Source organism: Burkholderia sp. B21-005 (assembly GCF_020843965.1).
Lineage (GTDB): Bacteria > Pseudomonadota > Gammaproteobacteria > Burkholderiales > Burkholderiaceae > Burkholderia > Burkholderia ambifaria.
Window position 1 is genome coordinate 956,757 of the sequence record NZ_CP086301.1, and the last position, 19,134, is coordinate 975,890.

A 19,134-nucleotide genomic window follows, 5' to 3' on the forward strand; every position below is an offset into this window, starting at 1 on the left:
CACGGCGCAATGAAGCCCCGGTCGCCCGTCCCACTGCCCGCCTGCTGGTCGCGCGTTCGCCGCGACCCGGTTTCCCAAAAATGATGGCTGCACGCGTGGACGCCTGTAAAATACGCAAAAATTTTTTGCAGAGTGTCCATGTCGCTTAAAAAATCGCCATTCTTCGAGCTGCGCAGCGGATCGGTCGATACGTTGCTGTTCACCGTGAAGACGACCGATCTCGATGCGTTGCGTACCGAACTGGTCAAGCGCTTCGAAGCGACTCCCGAATTTTTCGCCGATGATGTCGTCGCGATCGACGTCCGCCGCCTCGCGGACGGCGAACGCGTCGCGCTCGCCGACATCCGCCAGATGCTGAACGACGTGCGGATGCGCCCGGTGGGCGTCGTCGCGCTGGCCACGCAGGGCTGGGCGGGGGAAGCAGGCCTGCCGTTGCTGGAGGCGCGCGATCGCCGCGTGTCGGCCGGGAAGCCGGCCGACGAAGCGGAGCCTGCGCCTGTCGTTGCCGAGGCCGTTGCGGCTGCCGTGGCAGCCGAACCGGCGCCGGAGCCTGCGCCGACGTCGATTCCGGCGGGCGGCCAGACGCTGGTGATCGATCGGCCGCTGCGTTCGGGGCAGCAGATTTACGCGAAAGGGGACCTCGTGGTGCTTGCGCCGGTCAGTCACGGCGCCGAGATCATCGCGGAAGGCAACATCCACATCTACGCGCCGTTGCGCGGCCGCGCACTCGCGGGCGTGCACGGCAATCACGACGCGCGCATTTTCTGCACGTGTCTCGAACCGGAACTGATTTCAATCGCGGGTATCTATCGAACGACCGAGAACCCGTTGCCCGCCGACATACTGGGCAAAGCGGTGCAGATCCGGCTCGAAGAGGAAAAACTGATGATCGAACCGCTGCGCCTGACGTAATTCACGCGGCGCACGCCGGATCGATCGGCTCTCATTGACGAACACAGGGTATTGGGTAAATGGCAAAAATCATCGTGGTGACTTCGGGCAAGGGCGGCGTGGGCAAGACGACGACCAGCGCGAGCTTCGCGTCCGGCCTCGCGCTGCGGGGCCACAAGACGGCCGTGATCGACTTCGACGTTGGCCTGCGCAACCTCGATCTCATCATGGGCTGCGAGCGGCGCGTGGTGTACGACCTCGTCAACGTGATCCAGGGCGAAGCGAACCTGAACCAGGCGTTGATCAAGGACAAGAAGTGCGAGAACCTGCACATCCTGCCGGCGTCGCAGACGCGCGACAAGGATGCGCTCACGCGCGACGGCGTCGAGAAGGTGCTGAACGACCTGGTCGCGATGGACTTCGACTTCATCGTCTGCGATTCGCCGGCCGGGATCGAAGCCGGCGCGCTGCATGCGATGTACTTCGCCGACGAAGCGCTGATCGTCACGAACCCGGAAGTGTCGTCGGTGCGCGATTCGGACCGCATTCTCGGCATCCTGTCGTCGAAGACGAAGCGCGCGACCGAAGGCAAGGATCCGATCAAGGAGCACCTGCTGATCACGCGTTACAGCCCGAAGCGCGTGAGCGAAGGCGAGATGCTGTCGCTCGAGGACATCAGCGAGATCCTGCGCATCAAGCTGATCGGCGTGGTGCCCGAATCGGAAGCCGTGCTGCACGCATCGAACCAGGGTCTGCCGGCCGTGCATATCGACGGCACCGACGTAGCGGAAGCGTACAAGGACGTCGTCGCTCGCTTCCTCGGCGAGGACAAGCCGCTGCGCTTCACCGATTACCAGAAGCCGGGCCTGCTGCAGCGCCTCTTCGGCAGCAAGTAACGGAGGCCGCCCATGTCCATCCTTTCGTTTCTCCTCGGTGAGAAGAAGAAGTCCGCATCGGTCGCGAAGGAGCGCCTGCAGCTCATCATCGCGCACGAGCGGGTCGGCGGCCGGCCGCCGGCCGATTACCTGCCGGCGCTGCAGAAGGAGCTGGTCGCGGTCATCTCGAAGTACGTCCGTATTTCGAACGATGACATCCGCGTGAGCCTCGAGCGCCAGGACGATCTCGAAGTCCTCGAAGTGAAGATCGAGATCCCGCAAGCCTGACTTTTGCCGGTCTCTCTCCGCACGGCGGCGCATGCCGCCGTGCGCGTCTTACGCCCTGTTGCACTTTCGGGCTCGCCGTAACACGGTGTCTGTCGGCCGTTGGTCGACCTCCCGCATTGAACGAATACGCTCGCGTTATTTATCAATCAGGAGGTTGTGATGGCTGTCTCTGCTGTTCAATGTCGTATCGTTTCGCTCGCGCTGTTCGCCGCGGGCCTGTCAGCCGTCGCCGCGCCGCTCGCTGCACGCGCGGACGAGATTCTCGTCGGCGCGCCGGTGTTGGTGCAATCGGGCCGGATGGTCGTCGCCGAACCGGTGGCCGTGCCCGCCCAGGAAATCGTCGTCGTCGCGCCGAACGCGCCGCCGGCCGTGCGCTACGAGGTCGTGCCCGACGCGCGCGTCGGCTATGTGTGGGAGCGCGGTCACTGGCACTGGGATCATGGTCGCTACGTGTGGATCGGCGGCCACTGGGAAGCCGAGCGTATCGGCATGCACTGGGTGCCGGGCCACTGGGATCAGCGCGGCCCGAACTGGTTCTGGACCCGCGGCCACTGGGCTTGACGGAGGCGTGCGATGAAACGAACCGCCATTGTCATCGCGCTCGTCGCGATCACGCTCGCCGGCTGTATCGTCGTGCCGGCCCGGCCTGTCTACTATCGGCCGGCGCCGGTGGTGATCTACTGAGCGTCGCCCGGGCCCGGTTGCGCCCGGCCGTTCGCGCCGGATGCAGGCCGGTCGCCGTCATGCGGCGTCGCCGGCGTGTGCGTGGCGCCGTTGTCGGCCGCCGGGGCGCCCGGCTTGCGACCATCCCCTTCGCGCAGCGTGTCGAGCGGATCGGCGGGCGCTGCGGCCGCGTCCTGCGGCTCGGTGACGCCGGTTGCCGCCGCCGGCGCCGCTGCGCGGGCCGGTTCAACGGCTGCCGCGGGCGGCGCGAGGTAGCGCTGCGCGAGCGTTTCGTAGAGCGGCGGCGCGAAGAAGCGCGCCATGCGGCTCGACACCAGCGCGGTCGCCATCAGCGAAATCACGAGCGCGTGGCCGTTGATCATCTCCATCACGATCACGAACGACGTGATCGGCGATTGCGTGACCGCCGCGAGGTAGCCGACCATCGCCAGCGCGATCAGCATCGGCAGGCTCATGTGGCTGAACACGATGTGCAGCACGTTGCCGAACCCGGCGCCGATCGACAGCGACGGCGCGAAGATCCCGCCCGGGATGCCCGGCAGGTACGACGCAACCATCGACACCATCTTCAGGAACGGATAGAACACCGACAGCTGTTCGTGGCCGTCGAGCAGGCCGCGTGCCTCGGCATAGCCGCTGCCGAACGTCGTCCCGCCCGACACGATGCCGACGACGGCGATCACGAAGCCGCACACCGCCGCGAACGCGATCGGGCGCTCGCGATACAGGCTGAGCAGGCGCGCGGGCAGCCAGCGCCCGGTATTGAGCAGCAGCCAGCTGAAGAGGCCGCCCGCGACGCCGGTCACGAGCGCGGTGACGAGCACGGCGACGGCGAGCATTTTCGGGAAATGCTGGCCGGCGTCGATCGTGCCGAAGTACGTGTAATTGCCGTTCAGGCCCAATGCGACGACACCGGCGAGGATGATCGCGGTGATCAGCACGCCGCTTGCGCGCGCGGAGAAGCTGCGGGTCAGTTCCTCGATCGCGAACACGATCCCGGCGAGCGGCGTATTGAACGCGGCCGACAGGCCGGCCGCCGCGCCGGCGAGCACGAGTTGCCGCTCGATTTGCGCGTTCGAGCGCGGGTAGAAGCGCCGCAGGTTGAACATCAGCGCCGCGCCGACCTGCACGGTCGGGCCTTCGCGGCCGATCGTGAAGCCGCCGAGGATCCCCAGGAACGAGATCAGGACCTTGCCGAACAGGATCCGCAGCGTGAGCAACCGCGCGCCGAACGTGCCCGGGCTCGCATGCAGCGTCGCGATGACCTGCGGGATCCCGCTGCCTTCCGCGCCGCGAAAGAAGCGGCGCGTCATCCACACGGATGCTGCGGCGATCGACGGCGTGAGCAACAGCGGCAGCCATGCGGCGTGCTCGCGCAGCGTGCGGAACGTGTCGTAGCCCCAGTCGATCAGCCGCGCGTACAGCACGGCCGCGAGGCCCACGGCGATCGCGCCGAGCCAAAATACACCGTATTGGCGCCAGATCCGCAGCGAGCGGCGGGTGAGGGCGGGAAACAGAGTGGGAAGGGTGGAGCGTTGCATCGGCGGCGTGCCGGAGGGGCAAAAATGCATTATAAAAAGAACCGGATGCAGGACTCGACAAACCTTCACAAAAACGATGCATTTTGTTGCAAATGTAATGTCGGTGTAATGTTTGTACCCTCCTAGCGTCGTTAGCATGGCGCAATGGTCCGATATATCCCACAAAGAACGTGAAACGCATCCTCATCGTGAAAGTGACGTCGCTCGGCGACGTCGTCCAGACGCTGCCCGTCGTCGCGGATCTCCATCGCGCCTTTCCGGGCGTGGCGGTCGACTGGGCCGTCGACGAATCGTGCGCGGAGGTCGTGCGCTGGCACCCGGGCGTGAGCAATGTGCTTGGCGCGCCGCTGCGGCGGTTCAAGAAGCTGCGCAACGGCGGCGACCTGAAGGCGATCTCCGCGTCGATCGGCGCGCTGCGCGCGCATCGCTACGATGCGGTCATCGATCTGCACGGCGTCTACAAGAGCGCGATCATTTCGGTACTCGCGCGCGCCGCGCGCCGCGTCGGCTACCAGACGCAGGATCTCGGCGAGACGGGCGCCCGTTTTGCGTATTCGCATCGCTTCGGCCCCAGGCCGGACTGCGACGCATGGCACGGGATGCGCGTGAGCGCCGGCGAGGCGCTGGGCTATGTACCCGAAGGCATCGCCACGTATGGAATCGTCCCGCCGCAGGATGCGAGCCTGCCGCCCGCCGTGACCGACGGCGCGCCGTTCGTGCTGCTGTTTCACGCGACTTCCAATCCGGACAAGAAATGGCCGGCCGACCACTGGGCCGCGCTGGCTACCCGGATGATGGCGCGCGGCGTGCGCGTGCTGTTGCCGTGGGGGTCGCCCGCCGAGCATGACGACGCGCAGGACATTGCCGCGCGCGCGCCGGGCGCGATCGTGCTGCCGGCGATGTCGGTGCGCGAACTCGGCGCGGCCATCGGCCGGGCCGCAATCGTGGTGGGGGTCGATACGGGGTTCGTGCACATGGCGCACGCGCTGCAGCGGCCGACCGTGATGATTTTCGTCGCGACGTCGCGCCACCATTGCGGGATCGGCGGTGCACCGAATGCCCTGTCGATCGGCGAGCCGGGGGCGCCGCCGTCGGTTGCGCAGGCACTCGATGCGATCGATACGGTCGGCCCGGCCTATGCCGCACGGCAAGCGCAGCTGACGGCCTAGGGCCCCGCGATTCGCCTGCACCGGCCGCGCGGAAGCGAAGCCGGCCGGTTCAGGCGAGCAGCGCTTCGAACGCGACCACCGCGGCGATGGCCGCCAGGTTGGCGAGCAGCGCGTCGAACAGCAGTCCGCGCCAGGTTTTCGGCCGGAAGCGCGCCGCGAGCAGCAGCGCGCCACCCAGCGCGAGCGCCAGGATCAGGAGGAGGTCGGCGTTGTCGAGGCGGATGTTCATCGCGTCGGCTCCTTCGGGGAGGGATCCCGTGGGCGCGCAGCGGCGCACCCACGGTCGAGTATAGGCAGCGCCGCCCGCCGCACAACCCGGTGCGCCCCGGAGGCTCAGACGAGCGATGCGTCGCGGGTTTCGCGCATCAGCAGCACGCCGATCAGGCTGATTGCCGCCGCGACCGATACGTACCCGCCGACCCACGACAGGCCGCCATGCGCGGCGAGCAGTTGCGCGATGTACGGCGCGATCGACGCGCCGAGGATCCCGCCGAGGTTGTACGCGACGCCCGCGCCCGTATAGCGGACGTTGGTCGGGAACAGCTCGGGGAGCAGCGCGCCCATCGGCGCGAACGTCACACCCATCAGAAAGAGCTCGAGCGTGAGGAACAGGGCGACGAGCGGCATCGAACCGCTGCCGAGCAGCGGTTCCATCGCGAAGCCGGACAGCAGCGCGGCGATCGCGCCGACGGCCAGCACCGGCTTGCGCCCGAAGCGATCCGACGCCCATGCCGACAGCGGCGTCGCGAGCCCCATGAACACCACCGCGAAGCACAGCAGGCCGAGGAAGCTCTGGCGCGGAATATGCAGCGTCGACACGCCGTACGACAGCGAGAACACCGTCGAGATATAGAACAGCGTGTAGCAGACCACCATCGCGAGCGCGCCGAGCAGCGTCGGCCGCCAGTGTTGCGAGACGAGCGTCGCGACCGGCACGCGCACGCGCTCGTTGCGATCGAGCGTGGCCTGGAACGCCGGCGTCTCGGTGATCTTCAGCCGCACGTACAGGCCGAGCGCGACGAGCACCGCGCTGACGAGGAACGGGATGCGCCAGCCCCAGCTGCGGAACTGTTCGTCGGACAGCGACAGCGCGAGCGCGAAGAACAGCCCGTTCGACATCAGGAAGCCGACCGACGGGCCAAGCTGCGGGAACATCCCGAACCAGCCGCGCTTGCCTTGCGGCGCGTGCTCGGTTGCGAGCAGCGCCGCGCCGCCCCATTCGCCGCCGAGGCCGATCCCCTGACCGAAGCGCAGCACACACAGCAGCACCGGCGCGAGCGCGCCGATCGTGTCGTAGCCGGGCACGAAGCCGATCGCGGTGGTGGACACACCCATGACGAGCAGCGACGCGACGAGCGTCGATTTGCGGCCGATGCGGTCGCCGAAGTGGCCGAACAGGAACGAGCCGATCGGCCGTGCGATGAACGCGATGCCGAACGTGACGAAGGCAGACAGCGCCTGTGCGGTCGCGGAGCCATGCGGAAAGAACACGGGGCCGATGACGAGCGCCGCGGCGGTCGCGTACACGTAGAAGTCGTAGAACTCGATCGCGGTGCCGATGAAGCTCGCGAACACGATGCGCCGGTGGCTGACGGCGCCGGCCGAACCGGTTGCGTGTGCAACGGCCGGGGGAGATGCGGACATGGATGTCTCCGTTTTGTCGTTGGGGCGGTCGGCTGGGCGTGCGCTCGGGCAGGCGGGCGCCTGCCGGGAGAGCCGCCGAGCGGATGATGCGGTAGCGGTGTGGACGCGCGCGCCGTGGCGCGGACGTCACCCGCCGGTCGACGATGGAGACGGATAGGTCGCCGCCGCACGGTGCCGGCATGGTCGGCTCGCATGCCGGGTGCGGCGTACGAACGCGCGCGCGGGAGGATGGCCGCGCGATTGCGGAAAATTATAGCCAGCGCCGCGACATAGCGGCAATCACGGACGGGCGCGGGCTCAGTCGAGCGATTGCGCCTGCGCCGACGCGGTGCTTTGCAACTGGAAGCGGCCGTCGTCGTTGAACAGCCAGCCTTCCATCATCTCGATCCGACCATTGCCGTCCAGCAGTTTCGACGGCGGTGCCGGCAGCGGGGCCGAGCGGCGCAGCGACGCGAGCGCGAGCGCTTCCGCTTCGCTGTCGCCGTTGCTGCGATAGACGGAGGCGTTGACGAGGCGGCCGCTGCGATCGACGGTGAACGCGACGACGACGAGCGAGCGCAGCATCGCCTGCGGCGTCCCGCGCGACACGCTGGACGGATTGTGCTCGGCGACGCACCGCGCGACTTCCACGCGGTATTGGGCGAGATTCCCGCTACGCGTGATCGACGGGATGGTCACGACCGAGTGCACCGACGGCGGCGGCGTGATCGTGCAGGCGGCAAGCATCGTGGCGGCGACCAGCGCGACAACGCGCGGCCGGTCGACGCGAGGGCAGGGAAGAGATGGCATGGGGAAGTGCCGGAGGGTGACGATAAAAAAATGATAGACGCCCATGCACGACGTGTTATCGGGAGAAACGCATAAGGCGCGCGCCGCGACGTAGCGATTCGCAGATGATGGCGAGCGGCGGCCCGCCGGTGTCGCGATGTGACGTGACATGTGACGTTGCGCGCACGCGAGTCGCGCGCAGCGGCGGCGATGAATGCGGCGGGCCCGGCTCAGTAGCCGTGCGTCACGAGCGACAGAACGGACAGGTCCGGATGCGTGCCGTCGATGATGCTCTTGCCGATGTGCACGGCTTCCCGAACCGCTTCGTCGACGCTCGCGTAGCTTTCCTCGCCGTCCGCGTGGAAGGGCACCGCATGATCGGGCAGCGCGGGATTCACGCCAGGATGGCAGACATAGCCGGTGTAGGTATAACGCGTGTCGCTGCCGGGGGCGAGGCCCGGCACGACGTGGATCTCGAAGCCTTCGTAATCGACGTGATCCGTCGCTGTCGACAGTTCGGTCATGGCGGTCTCCGTGTGCCGCTCGCACGGATGGCGCGGGCGGCCTCGAGTCGCGGCGGCGGTCGTGTCGCCGTGCTGATCGAATTCTAGGCGATGGCGGCGCGGCCCGTGAGGCTTGTGCGCATGGCCTGCGGCGACGTCGAGCGTGCCGGGTCGCGCGTTAGCGCGCGCAGCGCGCGTCCTTGCGCTGCACGACGAGGATCACCGGATACTTCTGACCATGATCGAGTTCCACCGTCGCGACGACCGTCAGCGTCGCCGGGTCGGAATCGTCGTACACGCTGACCTGCTCATTGCGGATATACGTCACGCCGGTGCAGTTCGACGCGCGCCCGTCATCCGACACCTTGCACTGGATCTCGTTTTCCTTCAGGTAGTTGTACGGCGTCGGGCTCGCGAGATATTCGCGCAGGCCGCGCGGCGAGCCGCCGACGCCCTTCACGTACGCGATCGCGCACGACGGCGTTTGCGCGTCGGCGCCGGAGGCGGAATCGGCGGCAGCTGCGTGCGTGCTGACAGCGGCCAGCAGGGCGACGAGCGACGAGGCGATGAAGGGCTTCATGACGTGGGTTTCCCGTTTCGCGAATCGGAGCGCCGGATTGTAACGGCATCAGGCGGGACGCGTCGGCACGCGGGGCGGGCACCGCGTGCGGCGCGCGGCGCACAAACAAAAACCCCGTCATTCGAAGAATAGACGGGGTTTGGTGAACGCTTGGCGGAAGCGGTGAGATTCGAACTCACGGACAGTTTCCCGTCGCCGGTTTTCAAGACCGGTGCCTTAAACCGCTCGGCCACGCTTCCACACGAGGCGGCATTGTAACCGAAATGCCGCCGCGTTCCGCTTCAGTCGTCGCGCAGGAACAATTCCTGCAGGTCGTTGAGGAAACGCTGGCCGAGCGGCGTCGGCGCGATCTGCGCGAAGTCGCGCGTGATCAGCCCGCGCCGCTCCGCTTCCTTGAGTGCCGGCTCGATCGTGCTGATCGGCAGGCCGGTGCGTTCGACGAAGCTGTGCACGGGAAAGCCCTCGACGAGCCGCAGCGTGTTCAGCATGAACTCGAACGGCAGGTCGCGCGGGCCGACTTCACGCTCTTCCTGCACCGGTGTGCCGGCCATCGCCTGTTCGATGAAGGTCGCCGGATGCTTGTAGCGCGCCTGCCGCAGGATCCGGTTCGGGAACGACAGCTTCGTGTGCGCGCCCGCGCCGATCCCGAGATAGTCGCCGAAGCGCCAGTAGTTCAGGTTGTGCTTGCACTGATGATTCGGCTTCGCGTACGCGGACACTTCGTAGCGACCGTAACCGGCCTCGGCCGTGCGTTCGTGAATCCATTCCTGCATGTCGGCCGACGCGTCGTCGTCGGGCACCGCGGGCGGAAACTTCGCGAACATCGTGTTCGGCTCGAGCGTCAGGTGATACAGCGACAGATGCGGCGGCGCGAACGACAGCGCGGTCTCGATGTCGGTCCGGCATTCGTCGAGCGTCTGGTTCGGCAGCGCGAACATCAGGTCGAGGTTGAAGTTGTCGAACGTCTTCGCGGCGATCTCGACGGCCGCGCGTGCCTGCGCGGTGTCGTGAATGCGGCCGAGCGCTTTCAGATGGCCTTCGTTGAAGCTCTGGATGCCGACCGACAGGCGGTTCACGCCGCTCGCGCGAAACTGCGCGAACTTCGCGGCCTCGAACGTGCCCGGATTCGCCTCGAGCGTGATCTCGGCGTCCGCATCGAGCGGCAGCAGCGCGCGCACGTCGGACAGCAGCCGGTCGAGCCCGCCTGCGGACAGCAGGCTCGGCGTGCCGCCGCCGATGAACACCGTATGCACCTGCCGGCCCCAGACGAGCGGCAGCGCCTGCTCGAGATCGGCACGCAGCGCGTCGAGATATTCGGCTTCCGGAAAGCGCTCGCCTTTCCACTCGTGCGAGTTGAAATCGCAGTACGGGCACTTGCGCACGCACCACGGAAAATGCACGTACAGCGCGAGCGGCGGCAGCGACGTGAGCCGCACCTGCCCGGGCGACGTGAACGTCGCGACGACGCGCGCGCCGGTTTCCGCCGCCTGGCTCATGCGGCCTCCGGCTGCGAATGCGTGACGAAGACGATCATGCGGGTTCCTCTGCGAGCCGCGCGAGCAGCGCCTTCAGCGCGAGCGCGCGATGGCTGTGCGTGTTCTTCACGGCCGGCTCGAGTTCGGCCGCCGTCGCGCCGAGCGACGGCAGGTGGAAATACGGGTCGTAGCCGAATCCGTGCTCGCCGCGCGGCGTGTCGACGATCTCGCCCACCCAGCGACCTTCGGCGAACAGCGGTTCGGGATCGTCCGCGTGGCGCACCAGTGCAAGCACGCAGCAATAGTATGCGCGCCGGTCGTCGACGCCGCGCAGCTGCTCGACGAGGTACGCATTGTTCGCCGCGTCGCCCGGGTCGCGACCCGCGCGCTGCGCGTAGCGCGCCGAATAGACGCCCGGTGCGCCGCGCAGGGCGCGCACGCACAGGCCGGAATCGTCGGCGATCGCCGGCAGGCCGGTGAGCCGCGACGCATGCCGCGCTTTCGTCAGCGCATTCTCGATGAACGTGCCGAACGGCTCGTCCGCCTCGGGCACGGCCAGATCGCCCTGCGGCACGATCTCGATGCCGACCGTCGAGAACAGCGCGGTGAATTCGCGCAGCTTGCCGGCGTTGTTCGACGCGAGCACGATGCGCGAGAACGGCGCGAGGGGGCGATCGTCAGACATGGCCGGCGCCCAGCACGTCCTTCTGCAACTGCACGAGCTGGCCGATCCCGCTTTGCGCGAGGTCGAGCAGCGCATTCATCTCGGCGCGCGAGAACGGCACACCTTCGGCGGTGCCCTGGACTTCGACGAAGCCGCCGGCGCCCGTCATCACGACGTTCATGTCGGTGTCGCAGCGCGAATCTTCCGCGTAGTCGAGGTCGAGCAACGGCACGCCTTCGTACACGCCGACCGAGATCGCGGCGACATGATCGGTGATCGGCGAGCGCGCGAGCTTGCCGGCCGCGATCAGCTTCGACACGGCGTCGTGCGCGGCGACGAAGGCGCCGGTAATGCTCGCCGTGCGCGTGCCGCCGTCGGCCTGGATCACGTCGCAGTCGATGTGGATCGTGCGCGGGCCGAGCGCCTCGAGATCGAACACCGCGCGCAGCGCGCGGCCGATCAGGCGCTGAATTTCCTGCGTACGGCCCGTCTGCTTGCCGCGTGCGGCCTCACGGTCGCTGCGCGTGTGCGTCGCACGCGGCAGCATCCCGTATTCGGCCGTCAGCCAGCCCTGGCCGCGATCGCGCAGGAATTCGGGCACGCGTTCGGCGACGCTCGCAGTGCAGATCACCTTGGTGTCGCCGAATTCGACCAGAACCGAGCCTTCGGCGTGTTTCGTGTAGTGGCGCGTGAGGGCGACCTTGCGCAGTTCGTCGGCGCGACGGCCGCTCGGGCGGGACAGGGAAGACGTCATGAGGGAATCGTGGACGGAAGAGGAAACCCCGATTTTAGCGCCGAACGGCAGCGGCGCCCGGCGGGGAGGGGCGCAAAAATGGGATAATGCGCGCTTCCCGCCCCGCGCCTTGCTATGCGCCGGGCGCCTCGACATATTCCCGCCCGCAAGGGCACCCAGACGGCGAGACGAACCATGATCTACAGCATGACGGGCTATGCGAGCGCGACGCGCGAACTCGCGACGGCCACCGGCAACGGCGGCACCAGCGTGTCGGTCGAACTGCGCACCGTGAACTCGCGCTTCCTCGACCTGAATTTCCGCATGCCGGACGACGTGCGCGCGTGCGAATCCGCGCTGCGCGAAATGCTGATGAACAAGCTGTCGCGCGGCAAGGTCGACGTGCGCATCAACCTGCAGCGCGGCGAGCAGAGCATCGGCGCGGGCGCGCTGAACCAGTCGGCGCTCGGCCAGCTCGCCGAGCTCGAGCGCTCGGTGCTCGACGCGTTCCCGGGTGTCGGCCGCCTGCGCGCGGGCGAGATCCTGCGCTGGCCCGGCGTGCTCGCCGAAAGCGGCGTGTCGGCGGATGCGATCCGCGAGGCGGTGCTCGCGTGCGGCAAGGAAGCGATCGGTGAACTCGTCGTCGTGCGTTCGCGTGAAGGCGCGCAGCTGGCGACGATGCTGCTGTCGAACGTCACCGAAATGGAAGCGATCGTCGCGCGCATCACGCCGCTCGTGCCGGAGCTGATCGCGAAGCATCAGCAGAAGATCGTCGAGCGGCTGCAGGAAGCGCTCGGCCTCGCGGCGCCCGAAGGCAGCGCGGCGATCGTCACGCGCGAGGAAGCGGCGGAACGCATTCGTCAGGAAGTGACGATGTACGGCATCCGGATCGACATCGCGGAAGAGCTGTCGCGACTCACCGCGCACCTGAACGAAACGCGTCACGTGATCGAGAAGGGCGGCCGCGTCGGCAAGCGTCTCGACTTCATGATGCAGGAACTGAATCGCGAAGCAAACACGCTCGGCTCGAAGGCGGCGGCGAAGGAACTGGCCGACGCATCGATGGCGCTCAAGCTGTTGATCGAGCAGATGCGCGAGCAAGTGCAAAACCTGGAGTAAAGAGATGAAACAACCCCCATGCTCACTACGTTCGCTGCCCCTTGAAGGGGCGGGGAATCTTATTGGGGCGGCACGGCGGAGGCTGACATGACCGAATTCACCCGCGACGGCCACGCGTCGCATGCGCTGCACGGCGGCGTCTATCCCGGCAACCTGTTCATGGTCATCGCACCGTCGGGCGCCGGCAAGTCGACGCTCGTGAACGCGCTGCTGTCGAAGGACAGCGACATCTGCCTGTCGATTTCGTACACGACGCGCAAGCCGCGCCCGGGCGAGCAGGACGGCCAGCACTACCACTTCACGACCGTCGAGGATTTCCGCGCGCGCCACGCCGCGCACGAATTCCTCGAGAGCGCGGAAGTGCACGGCAACTACTACGGCACGTCGCGCGTCTGGATCGAAGAGCAGATGATGAACGGCCACGACGTGCTGCTCGAGATCGACTGGCAGGGCGCGCAGCAGGTGAAGAAGCAGTTCCGCAACGCGGTCGGCATCTTCATTCTGCCGCCGTCGCTCGATGCGCTCGAGGAGCGCCTGAAGAAGCGCGGTCAGGACGAGCCGAACGTGATCACGCGACGCCTGCTCGCCGCGGGCAGCGAGATGGCGCACGCATCCGAGGCGGAATACGTCGTGATCAACGAGAATTTCGATCGTGCGCTGGCCGAGCTCGAATGCATCGTCACGGCAACGCGCCTGCGCTTTGCTTCGCAGTACGCGCGACACACGGAGCTGTTCATCGAGCTCGGCATCCATCTGCCCCACGCGGAATGACGCGAGGGTAGAGGGACATAAGGTAGAATAAGGACTATATTCAGAAGGAATTACCAACATGGCTCGCATTACTGTCGAAGACTGCCTGAAGCAAATCCCCAACCGCTTCGAACTGGCGCTCGCCGCCACCTACCGCGCGCGGCAGCTCGCGCAAGGCCATACGCCGAAGATCGAGAGCCGCGACAAGCCGACCGTCGTCGCGCTGCGCGAGATCGCTTCCGGTCTCGTCGGCGTCGAGATGTTGAAGAAGGTGCCGGTGTAACGCGCATCCGGCCCGTTCCAGCCATGTAATCCACGCGCGCAACGACTCGACCTGGAGGCGAATATGAGCACCACCCCATCGTCCGCCTCCGCGGATTCGACCACCGAAGCCACGGCCCGGTCGCCTGCGCGCCAGTACATCGACGCGGTCCTCGAACAGTCCTTCCGGCATCTGTTCGGGCCGACCGCCACTCCGGAGCAGCCGCGCAAGCACGGCGTCGTTTCGATCGCGAAACTGACGGCCGTGCTTGCCGAGTATCTCCCTCCGGAAGAAATCAAAGAGGTCAAGGCGGCGTTCCACTTCAGTGACGAAGCCCACCTCGGTCAATATCGCCAGAGCGGCGAACCCTACATCACTCATCCCGTCGCCGTCGCGGAAATCTGCGCCGGCTGGAAGCTCGACGCGCAAGCCGTGATGGCCGCGCTCCTGCACGACGTGATGGAAGACCAGGGCGTGACCAAGAGCGAGCTGGCCGAACGCTTCGGCCCGAAGGTCGCCGAACTGGTCGACGGCCTGTCGAAGCTCGACAAGATGGAGTTTCGCAGCCGCGAGGAAGCGCAGGCGGAAAACTTCCGCAAGATGCTGCTCGCGATGGCACGCGACGTGCGCGTCATCCTCGTCAAGCTCGCCGACCGTCTGCACAACATGCGCACGCTCGGCGCGGTGCCGATGGAAAAGCGCCGCCGCGTCGCACGCGAGACGCTCGACATCTATGCGCCGATCGCGCACCGTCTCGGGTTGAACAATACGTATCGCGAGCTGCAGGACATGAGCTTCGCGAATTTCAACCCGCATCGCTACGCGACGCTCGAGAAGGCCGTGAAGGCCGCGCGCGGCAACCGCCGCGAAGTGATCAGCAAGATCCTCGAGTCCGCGCAGCGCGCGATGAGCGACGCGAAGATCGACGCCGAGATCACCGGCCGCGAAAAGACGATCTACAGCATCTACCGCAAGATGCGCGACAAGCAGCTGTCGTTCTCGCAGGTGCTCGACGTGTACGGCTTTCGCGTCGTGGTCGATAGCCCGCTCGACTGCTACACGTGCATCGGCGCGCTGCACGCGCTGTACAAGCCCGTGCCCGGCAAGTTCAAGGACTACATCGCGATCCCGAAGATCAACGGCTATCAGTCGCTGCACACGACGCTCGTCGGCCCGTTCGGCGCGCCGATCGAGTTCCAGGTGCGCACGCGCAAGATGCACGAGATCGCCGAGGCCGGCGTGGCCGCGCACTGGCTGTACAAGAACGGCGGCGCCGATCTGAACGACGTGCAGAAGCGCGCGCACCAGTGGCTGAAGTCGCTGCTCGACATCCAGAGCGAAGCCGGCGATTCGAGCGAATTCCTCGAGCACGTGAAGATCGACCTGTTCCCGGATGCGGTCTACGTGTTCACGCCGAAGTCGAGGATCATGGCGCTGCCGCGCGGCGCGACGGCGCTCGATTTCGCGTATTCGATCCACAGCGATCTCGGCAACCAGTGCGTGGCCGTGAAGATCAACAACGAGTTGCTGCCGCTGCGTACCGAGCTGAAGAGCGGCGACATCGTCGAGGTGATCACCGCGCCGTATTCGAAGCCGAACCCCGCGTGGCTCGGTTTCGTGCGTACCGGCAAGGCACGCTCGGCGATTCGCCACTACCTGAAGACGATGCGCCTGAACGAGTCGGTGCAACTCGGCGAGCGGCTCGTCGATCAAAGCCTCAAGGGTTACGGGCTTGCGCTGGCCGACGTGGCGCCGGAAGTGTGGGAGAAGCTCGTGCAGTGGACGGGCAACAAGAGCCGCCAGGAAATCTTCGCGGACATCGGCCTCGGCCGCCGCGTCGCCGCGGTGATGGCCAAGCGCATCGAGGTGCTGACGAGCGGTCGCGATGCGGACGACGATCTGCCGAAGTCCGAGCGGCATCCCGCGCACAATGCGCCGCCGGTCGTCATTACCGGCACCGAAGGGATGTCCGTGCAGCTGTCGGCATGCTGCCGGCCGATTCCGGGCGATGCGATCATGGGCTATATCGGCATCGGCCTCGGGATGGCGATTCATACGACCGATTGCCGTGTCGCGCAGCGCATCCATCGCCGCGATCCGGGCCGCTGGATCGACGTCGAGTGGGCGCCGCAGCCGGGTCGTTTGTTCGACGTCGCGGTGAAGGCGCTCGTGAAGAACACGAAGGGCATCTTCGCGCGCGTGGCGGCGGACATCACGTCGGCCGACGCGAACATCGTCCACATCGCTATGGACGAGGATCTGACGCACGAATCGACGGTGCTGCGCTTCGTGATCCAGGTCAGCGATCGCGTGCACCTGGCGAACGTGATGCGGCGCGTGCGGACCAATCCGGACGTGATGCGGATCATGCGCGAGCGCTCGACCGACGACAGCGTGCATGCGCGTCACGACGGCGGCATGCGCATCGAGCGCGAACGACAGGATTACTGACGCGACGCGTTGCCTGAGCGGGATACGACGGCGGCCACGGGCCGCCGTTTTCATTGGTGACGCGGGCCGGGCGGCGTGGTGCGGTGGCGGCCCGGCTCGAGTCGAGCGGGAGCGACGATCGCCGCGAAGAAGCGTGGAGGGGAGTGGCAAAGAAAAAAGGGCCTTCCCGGAGGAAGGCCCTTCTAAGGTGGCGCGGCTGGCAGGATTCGAACCCACGACCCCTTGGTTCGTAGCCAAGTACTCTATCCAACTGAGCTACAGCCGCACGCAAAGCGGTACTACTTCAACTGTCGGAACCTTCTGCGATGGGAAGGCCCCCAAAAAGGTGGCGCGGCTGGCAGGATTCGAACCCACGACCCCTTGGTTCGTAGCCAAGTACTCTATCCAACTGAGCTACAGCCGCACGCAAAAACAAAATACTACTACTTTGAACTGAAAGGGCCTTCGGTTCGGAAGGCCCTCGAAAAAGGTGGCGCGGCTGGCAGGATTCGAACCCACGACCCCTTGGTTCGTAGCCAAGTACTCTATCCAACTGAGCTACAGCCGCACGCAGAAGCGGAAGTATAGCAGAGTCGTATAAAAAGGGAAGCCTTATCCGCAAAATATGTCGCACGATATTGTGCGGCCGCCTTCGTGTACCCTTGAAGCATCGATCATCCAGGTTTTGAATCCGCATCATGAACAAGGCGTTTGTCAAAGAGTCGGACGGTGACGACGACGATCTCGACCCGAGTCAACCCGCGATCCCGGCGGGCACGAAGAACTACATCACGCCGGCCGGCCACAAGCGGCTCAGGGACGAGCTCCTGAACCTGATCGACGTCGAGCGTCCCGAGGTCGTGCGCCTCGTGTCGTGGGCCGCGTCGAACGGCGACCGGTCGGAGAACGGCGATTACATCTACGGCAAGCGGCGGCTGCGCGAGATCGACCGCCGGATCCGCTTCCTGACGAAGCGGCTCGATCTCGCCGAAGTCGTCGACGCGAGCCGGCAGGAGAACGTCGACCAGGTGTTCTTCGGCGCGACCGTCGATTATGCGACGCCGGACGGCGAGGATCACACCATCACGATCGTCGGGATCGACGAGGTCGATCTCGATCGCGGTTGCGTCAGCTGGATCTCGCCGGTCGCGCGGGCGCTCATCAAGGCGAAGATCGGCGATACCGTCACGCTGATGACGCCGGCCGGTCCGCAGCCGATCGACGTGCTCGACGTTCGCTATCCGGCAGCGGGCAACGTGTGAGCATGAAGCGACGCATCCGCGCCACGCCGCGCTGAAACGAACAAGCGCCCCGGGCGGGGCGCTTCGTCATGACGGTCCCGGTCGAACGGCCGGGGCCCATCGTATCGCTCAGAAGCGGTGGCGCATGCCGGCCGTGACGGCGATCTGCTTGTTCGTCGACGACGCGGTGCCGAGTCCGTTGATGTTCGCGCCGATCGCCAGCCCATTGGCATTGACCCGCTGGTATTCACTCTGCAGGTACAGGTCGGTGCGCTTCGACAGCGCATAGTCGGCCTGCAGGTTGAACTGGTGCCAGCTTGGCGTCTGGCCGTCGAGACGGCTGTCGGTGTACGTGTACGAGCCGGCGAGCGAGAACGCCGGCGTCAGCGCGTAGCGGCCATTCACCTCGTAATTATTGAAGCGCGTGCCGCCGGTGAGCGGGATGCCGCTCGACACGCCGGACTGCCCGGGGCTGATCCCAGCCGAATTGGTCAGGCGCGTCTGCGTGAACACGAAGCCGGCCGTCGCGGGCCCGAACGTGTAGTTGAGGCCTGCGCCCCAGGTGCGCTGCCGGCTGGCCGCGAAGGTCCAGTCGCCGGCTACCGCGCCGGGGTCGCTGGCCGCGAGCGCCAGCGCGTTGATGTTGTTGTTGAGCTGCAGGTACGCGGCCGCGACGTTGAAACCCATGTAGCTGTACGACGCGCCGACGCTGTACGCGCGATTGTTCGCGAAACCGGTGGAATTCGAGAAGCCGTACAGGCCGCCGAACTTCAGGCCGCCGTAGTTCGCGCTCTGGTACTTGACCGAGTTGTTGATCCGGAACGAGTTGTTCAGGTTGTCGTTGTCGAACGGGTGCGCGAACTGCGTGCCGCCATACTGGGTGCCGGTCAGGGACAGCGGGCCGACGAAGTCGACGACGCTGTCATATTGGCGGCCGAGCGTGAGCGAGCCGTAGCTGTTGTGCGCGAGCCCGACGAACGCCTGGCGACCGAACTCGCGGCCGTTCTGCTTCAGTGAACCGTTGTTGATGCCGAAGCCGTTTTCCAGCGTGAAGATCGCCTTCAGTCCGCCGCCGAGATCCTCGGTGCCGCGCAGGCCCCAGCGGCTGCCGTTGATCGAGCCGCTCGTCTCCTGCCACGCGCTGTGACCACGCTGGTTGTTCGTGTAGGTGATGCCGGCATCGATCAGGCCGTACAGCGTGACGCTGCTTTGCGCATGGGCGGCGCTGGCAGCCACGCCCGCCAATGCGGCGACGATCAGGGTCTTTTTCATGATCTGTCTCCAAACAGGATGATGTCGATCGAACCTGCTGTGGGCATCGGCGGCGTCGCGGGTCGGCGACACCGTGCGCGTGGGGCGCGGCACCCTCGTCGGAAAACCATTTGCAGTGTACGGATCGGTCCGGGCGGGGACGAAAACCGCTTCCTGCAATACTGTATTTTGAATCGCGCAAGAATAACCGCATGCGCGGAGAGCCGCGGCCAGCAAGGCTTTGCGGCGGCGCAGCAGGCGGAAAT

Annotated in this window: 20 protein-coding genes and 4 tRNA genes; 10 read left to right on the forward strand and 14 right to left on the reverse strand. The window is 66.4% G+C overall.

Going from position 1 to position 19,134, the window contains the following annotated elements; all coding sequences use genetic code 11:
* Positions 1–138: 138 nt before the first annotated feature.
* From minC to LMA02_RS04440, 4 genes are all read left to right on the forward strand, one after another.
* On the forward strand, positions 139–912 hold the full coding sequence (gene minC, locus LMA02_RS04425) for a septum site-determining protein MinC (protein WP_228907076.1): 774 nt from the start codon (positions 139–141) through the stop codon (positions 910–912).
* Positions 913–971: 59 nt separating this feature from the next.
* Positions 972–1,787 carry a septum site-determining protein MinD gene (minD, locus tag LMA02_RS04430; RefSeq protein ID WP_011656212.1) on the forward strand — a complete coding sequence of 272 codons (816 nt, stop codon included), beginning with the start codon at positions 972–974 and terminating at the stop codon, positions 1,785–1,787.
* Between the two features lie 12 nt (positions 1,788–1,799).
* Positions 1,800–2,054 carry a cell division topological specificity factor MinE gene (gene minE, locus LMA02_RS04435; RefSeq protein WP_006750836.1) on the forward strand — a complete coding sequence of 85 codons (255 nt, stop codon included), beginning with the start codon at positions 1,800–1,802 and terminating at the stop codon, positions 2,052–2,054.
* Positions 2,055–2,213: 159 nt separating this feature from the next.
* Positions 2,214–2,615, forward strand: coding sequence for a YXWGXW repeat-containing protein (locus LMA02_RS04440; protein WP_228907077.1), 402 nt, complete (start codon positions 2,214–2,216; stop codon positions 2,613–2,615).
* 116 nt (positions 2,616–2,731) lie between these two features.
* On the opposite strand, the gene LMA02_RS04445 is transcribed toward LMA02_RS04440, so the two are convergent.
* Positions 2,732–4,279, reverse strand: a complete 1,548-nt coding sequence (locus tag LMA02_RS04445; RefSeq protein WP_228907078.1) for a chloride channel protein — start codon at positions 4,277–4,279, stop codon at positions 2,732–2,734.
* A 170-nt stretch (positions 4,280–4,449) separates the two neighbouring features.
* On the opposite strand from LMA02_RS04445, the gene waaC reads away from it, so the two are divergent.
* Positions 4,450–5,448 (forward strand): lipopolysaccharide heptosyltransferase I, encoded by a 999-nt coding sequence (gene waaC, locus LMA02_RS04450; RefSeq protein ID WP_228907079.1) that lies wholly within the window; start codon positions 4,450–4,452, stop codon positions 5,446–5,448.
* 49 nt (positions 5,449–5,497) lie between these two features.
* On the opposite strand, the gene LMA02_RS04455 is transcribed toward waaC, so the two are convergent.
* The 9 genes from LMA02_RS04455 to rph all read right to left on the reverse strand — a co-directional run bounded on the left by LMA02_RS04455 (position 5,498) and on the right by rph (position 11,836).
* On the reverse strand, positions 5,498–5,677 hold the full coding sequence (locus tag LMA02_RS04455) for a hypothetical protein (RefSeq protein ID WP_228907080.1): 180 nt from the start codon (positions 5,675–5,677) through the stop codon (positions 5,498–5,500).
* Positions 5,678–5,781: 104 nt separating this feature from the next.
* Entirely contained in the window at positions 5,782–7,092 is a 1,311-nt protein-coding gene (locus LMA02_RS04460; protein WP_228907081.1) for an MFS transporter, read from the reverse strand.
* Between the two features lie 297 nt (positions 7,093–7,389).
* A complete protein-coding gene (locus LMA02_RS04465; protein WP_228907082.1) occupies positions 7,390–7,881 on the reverse strand; it encodes an energy transducer TonB family protein in 492 nt (163 codons plus the stop codon).
* Positions 7,882–8,090: 209 nt separating this feature from the next.
* On the reverse strand, positions 8,091–8,384 hold the full coding sequence (locus LMA02_RS04470) for a hypothetical protein (RefSeq protein WP_166725314.1): 294 nt from the start codon (positions 8,382–8,384) through the stop codon (positions 8,091–8,093).
* Between the two features lie 157 nt (positions 8,385–8,541).
* Positions 8,542–8,943 carry a hypothetical protein gene (locus LMA02_RS04475; protein WP_228907083.1) on the reverse strand — a complete coding sequence of 134 codons (402 nt, stop codon included), beginning with the start codon at positions 8,941–8,943 and terminating at the stop codon, positions 8,542–8,544.
* 151 nt (positions 8,944–9,094) lie between these two features.
* Positions 9,095–9,182: transfer RNA gene (locus LMA02_RS04480), tRNA-Ser, on the reverse strand.
* Between the two features lie 42 nt (positions 9,183–9,224).
* Positions 9,225–10,439, reverse strand: a complete 1,215-nt coding sequence (hemW, locus tag LMA02_RS04485; RefSeq protein WP_126227324.1) for a radical SAM family heme chaperone HemW — start codon at positions 10,437–10,439, stop codon at positions 9,225–9,227.
* A 34-nt stretch (positions 10,440–10,473) separates the two neighbouring features.
* Positions 10,474–11,103: an RdgB/HAM1 family non-canonical purine NTP pyrophosphatase gene (gene rdgB, locus LMA02_RS04490; RefSeq protein WP_228907084.1), complete on the reverse strand. Its 630-nt coding sequence runs from the start codon at positions 11,101–11,103 to the stop codon at positions 10,474–10,476.
* The gene (rph, locus tag LMA02_RS04495; RefSeq protein WP_006756186.1) at positions 11,096–11,836 is read right to left on the reverse strand and encodes a ribonuclease PH; all 741 of its coding nucleotides are present in this window, start codon (positions 11,834–11,836) and stop codon (positions 11,096–11,098) included. Before rph ends, rdgB begins: the two co-directional genes overlap by 8 nt.
* Before the next feature lie 174 nt (positions 11,837–12,010).
* Here rph and LMA02_RS04500 point away from each other — a divergent pair, with 174 nt between their 5' ends.
* The 4 genes from LMA02_RS04500 (at position 12,011) to LMA02_RS04515 (ending at position 16,397) form a co-directional block, all read left to right on the forward strand.
* Positions 12,011–12,934: a YicC/YloC family endoribonuclease gene (locus LMA02_RS04500; protein ID WP_011656223.1), complete on the forward strand. Its 924-nt coding sequence runs from the start codon at positions 12,011–12,013 to the stop codon at positions 12,932–12,934.
* 87 nt (positions 12,935–13,021) lie between these two features.
* Complete coding sequence (gene gmk / locus LMA02_RS04505) at positions 13,022–13,705, forward strand: guanylate kinase (RefSeq protein ID WP_006750850.1); 684 nt, start codon at positions 13,022–13,024, stop codon at positions 13,703–13,705.
* Between the two features lie 58 nt (positions 13,706–13,763).
* Positions 13,764–13,967 (forward strand): DNA-directed RNA polymerase subunit omega, encoded by a 204-nt coding sequence (gene rpoZ, locus LMA02_RS04510; RefSeq protein ID WP_006750851.1) that lies wholly within the window; start codon positions 13,764–13,766, stop codon positions 13,965–13,967.
* 63 nt (positions 13,968–14,030) lie between these two features.
* Positions 14,031–16,397: a RelA/SpoT family protein gene (locus LMA02_RS04515; RefSeq protein ID WP_228907085.1), complete on the forward strand. Its 2,367-nt coding sequence runs from the start codon at positions 14,031–14,033 to the stop codon at positions 16,395–16,397.
* Positions 16,398–16,585: 188 nt separating this feature from the next.
* Here the strand turns inward: LMA02_RS04515 and LMA02_RS04520 are convergent.
* The 3 genes from LMA02_RS04520 to LMA02_RS04530 all read right to left on the reverse strand — a co-directional run bounded on the left by LMA02_RS04520 (position 16,586) and on the right by LMA02_RS04530 (position 16,944).
* Positions 16,586–16,662 (reverse strand) — tRNA-Arg (locus LMA02_RS04520).
* A gap of 61 nt (positions 16,663–16,723) precedes the next feature.
* Positions 16,724–16,800 (reverse strand) — tRNA-Arg (locus LMA02_RS04525).
* 67 nt (positions 16,801–16,867) lie between these two features.
* Positions 16,868–16,944, reverse strand: a tRNA-Arg gene (locus LMA02_RS04530).
* A gap of 130 nt (positions 16,945–17,074) precedes the next feature.
* On the opposite strand from LMA02_RS04530, the gene greB reads away from it, so the two are divergent.
* On the forward strand, positions 17,075–17,638 hold the full coding sequence (greB, locus tag LMA02_RS04535; protein WP_228907086.1) for a transcription elongation factor GreB: 564 nt from the start codon (positions 17,075–17,077) through the stop codon (positions 17,636–17,638).
* 108 nt (positions 17,639–17,746) lie between these two features.
* On the opposite strand, the gene LMA02_RS04540 is transcribed toward greB, so the two are convergent.
* Positions 17,747–18,889: a porin gene (locus LMA02_RS04540; RefSeq protein ID WP_228907087.1), complete on the reverse strand. Its 1,143-nt coding sequence runs from the start codon at positions 18,887–18,889 to the stop codon at positions 17,747–17,749.
* Positions 18,890–19,134: the final 245 nt, after the last annotated feature.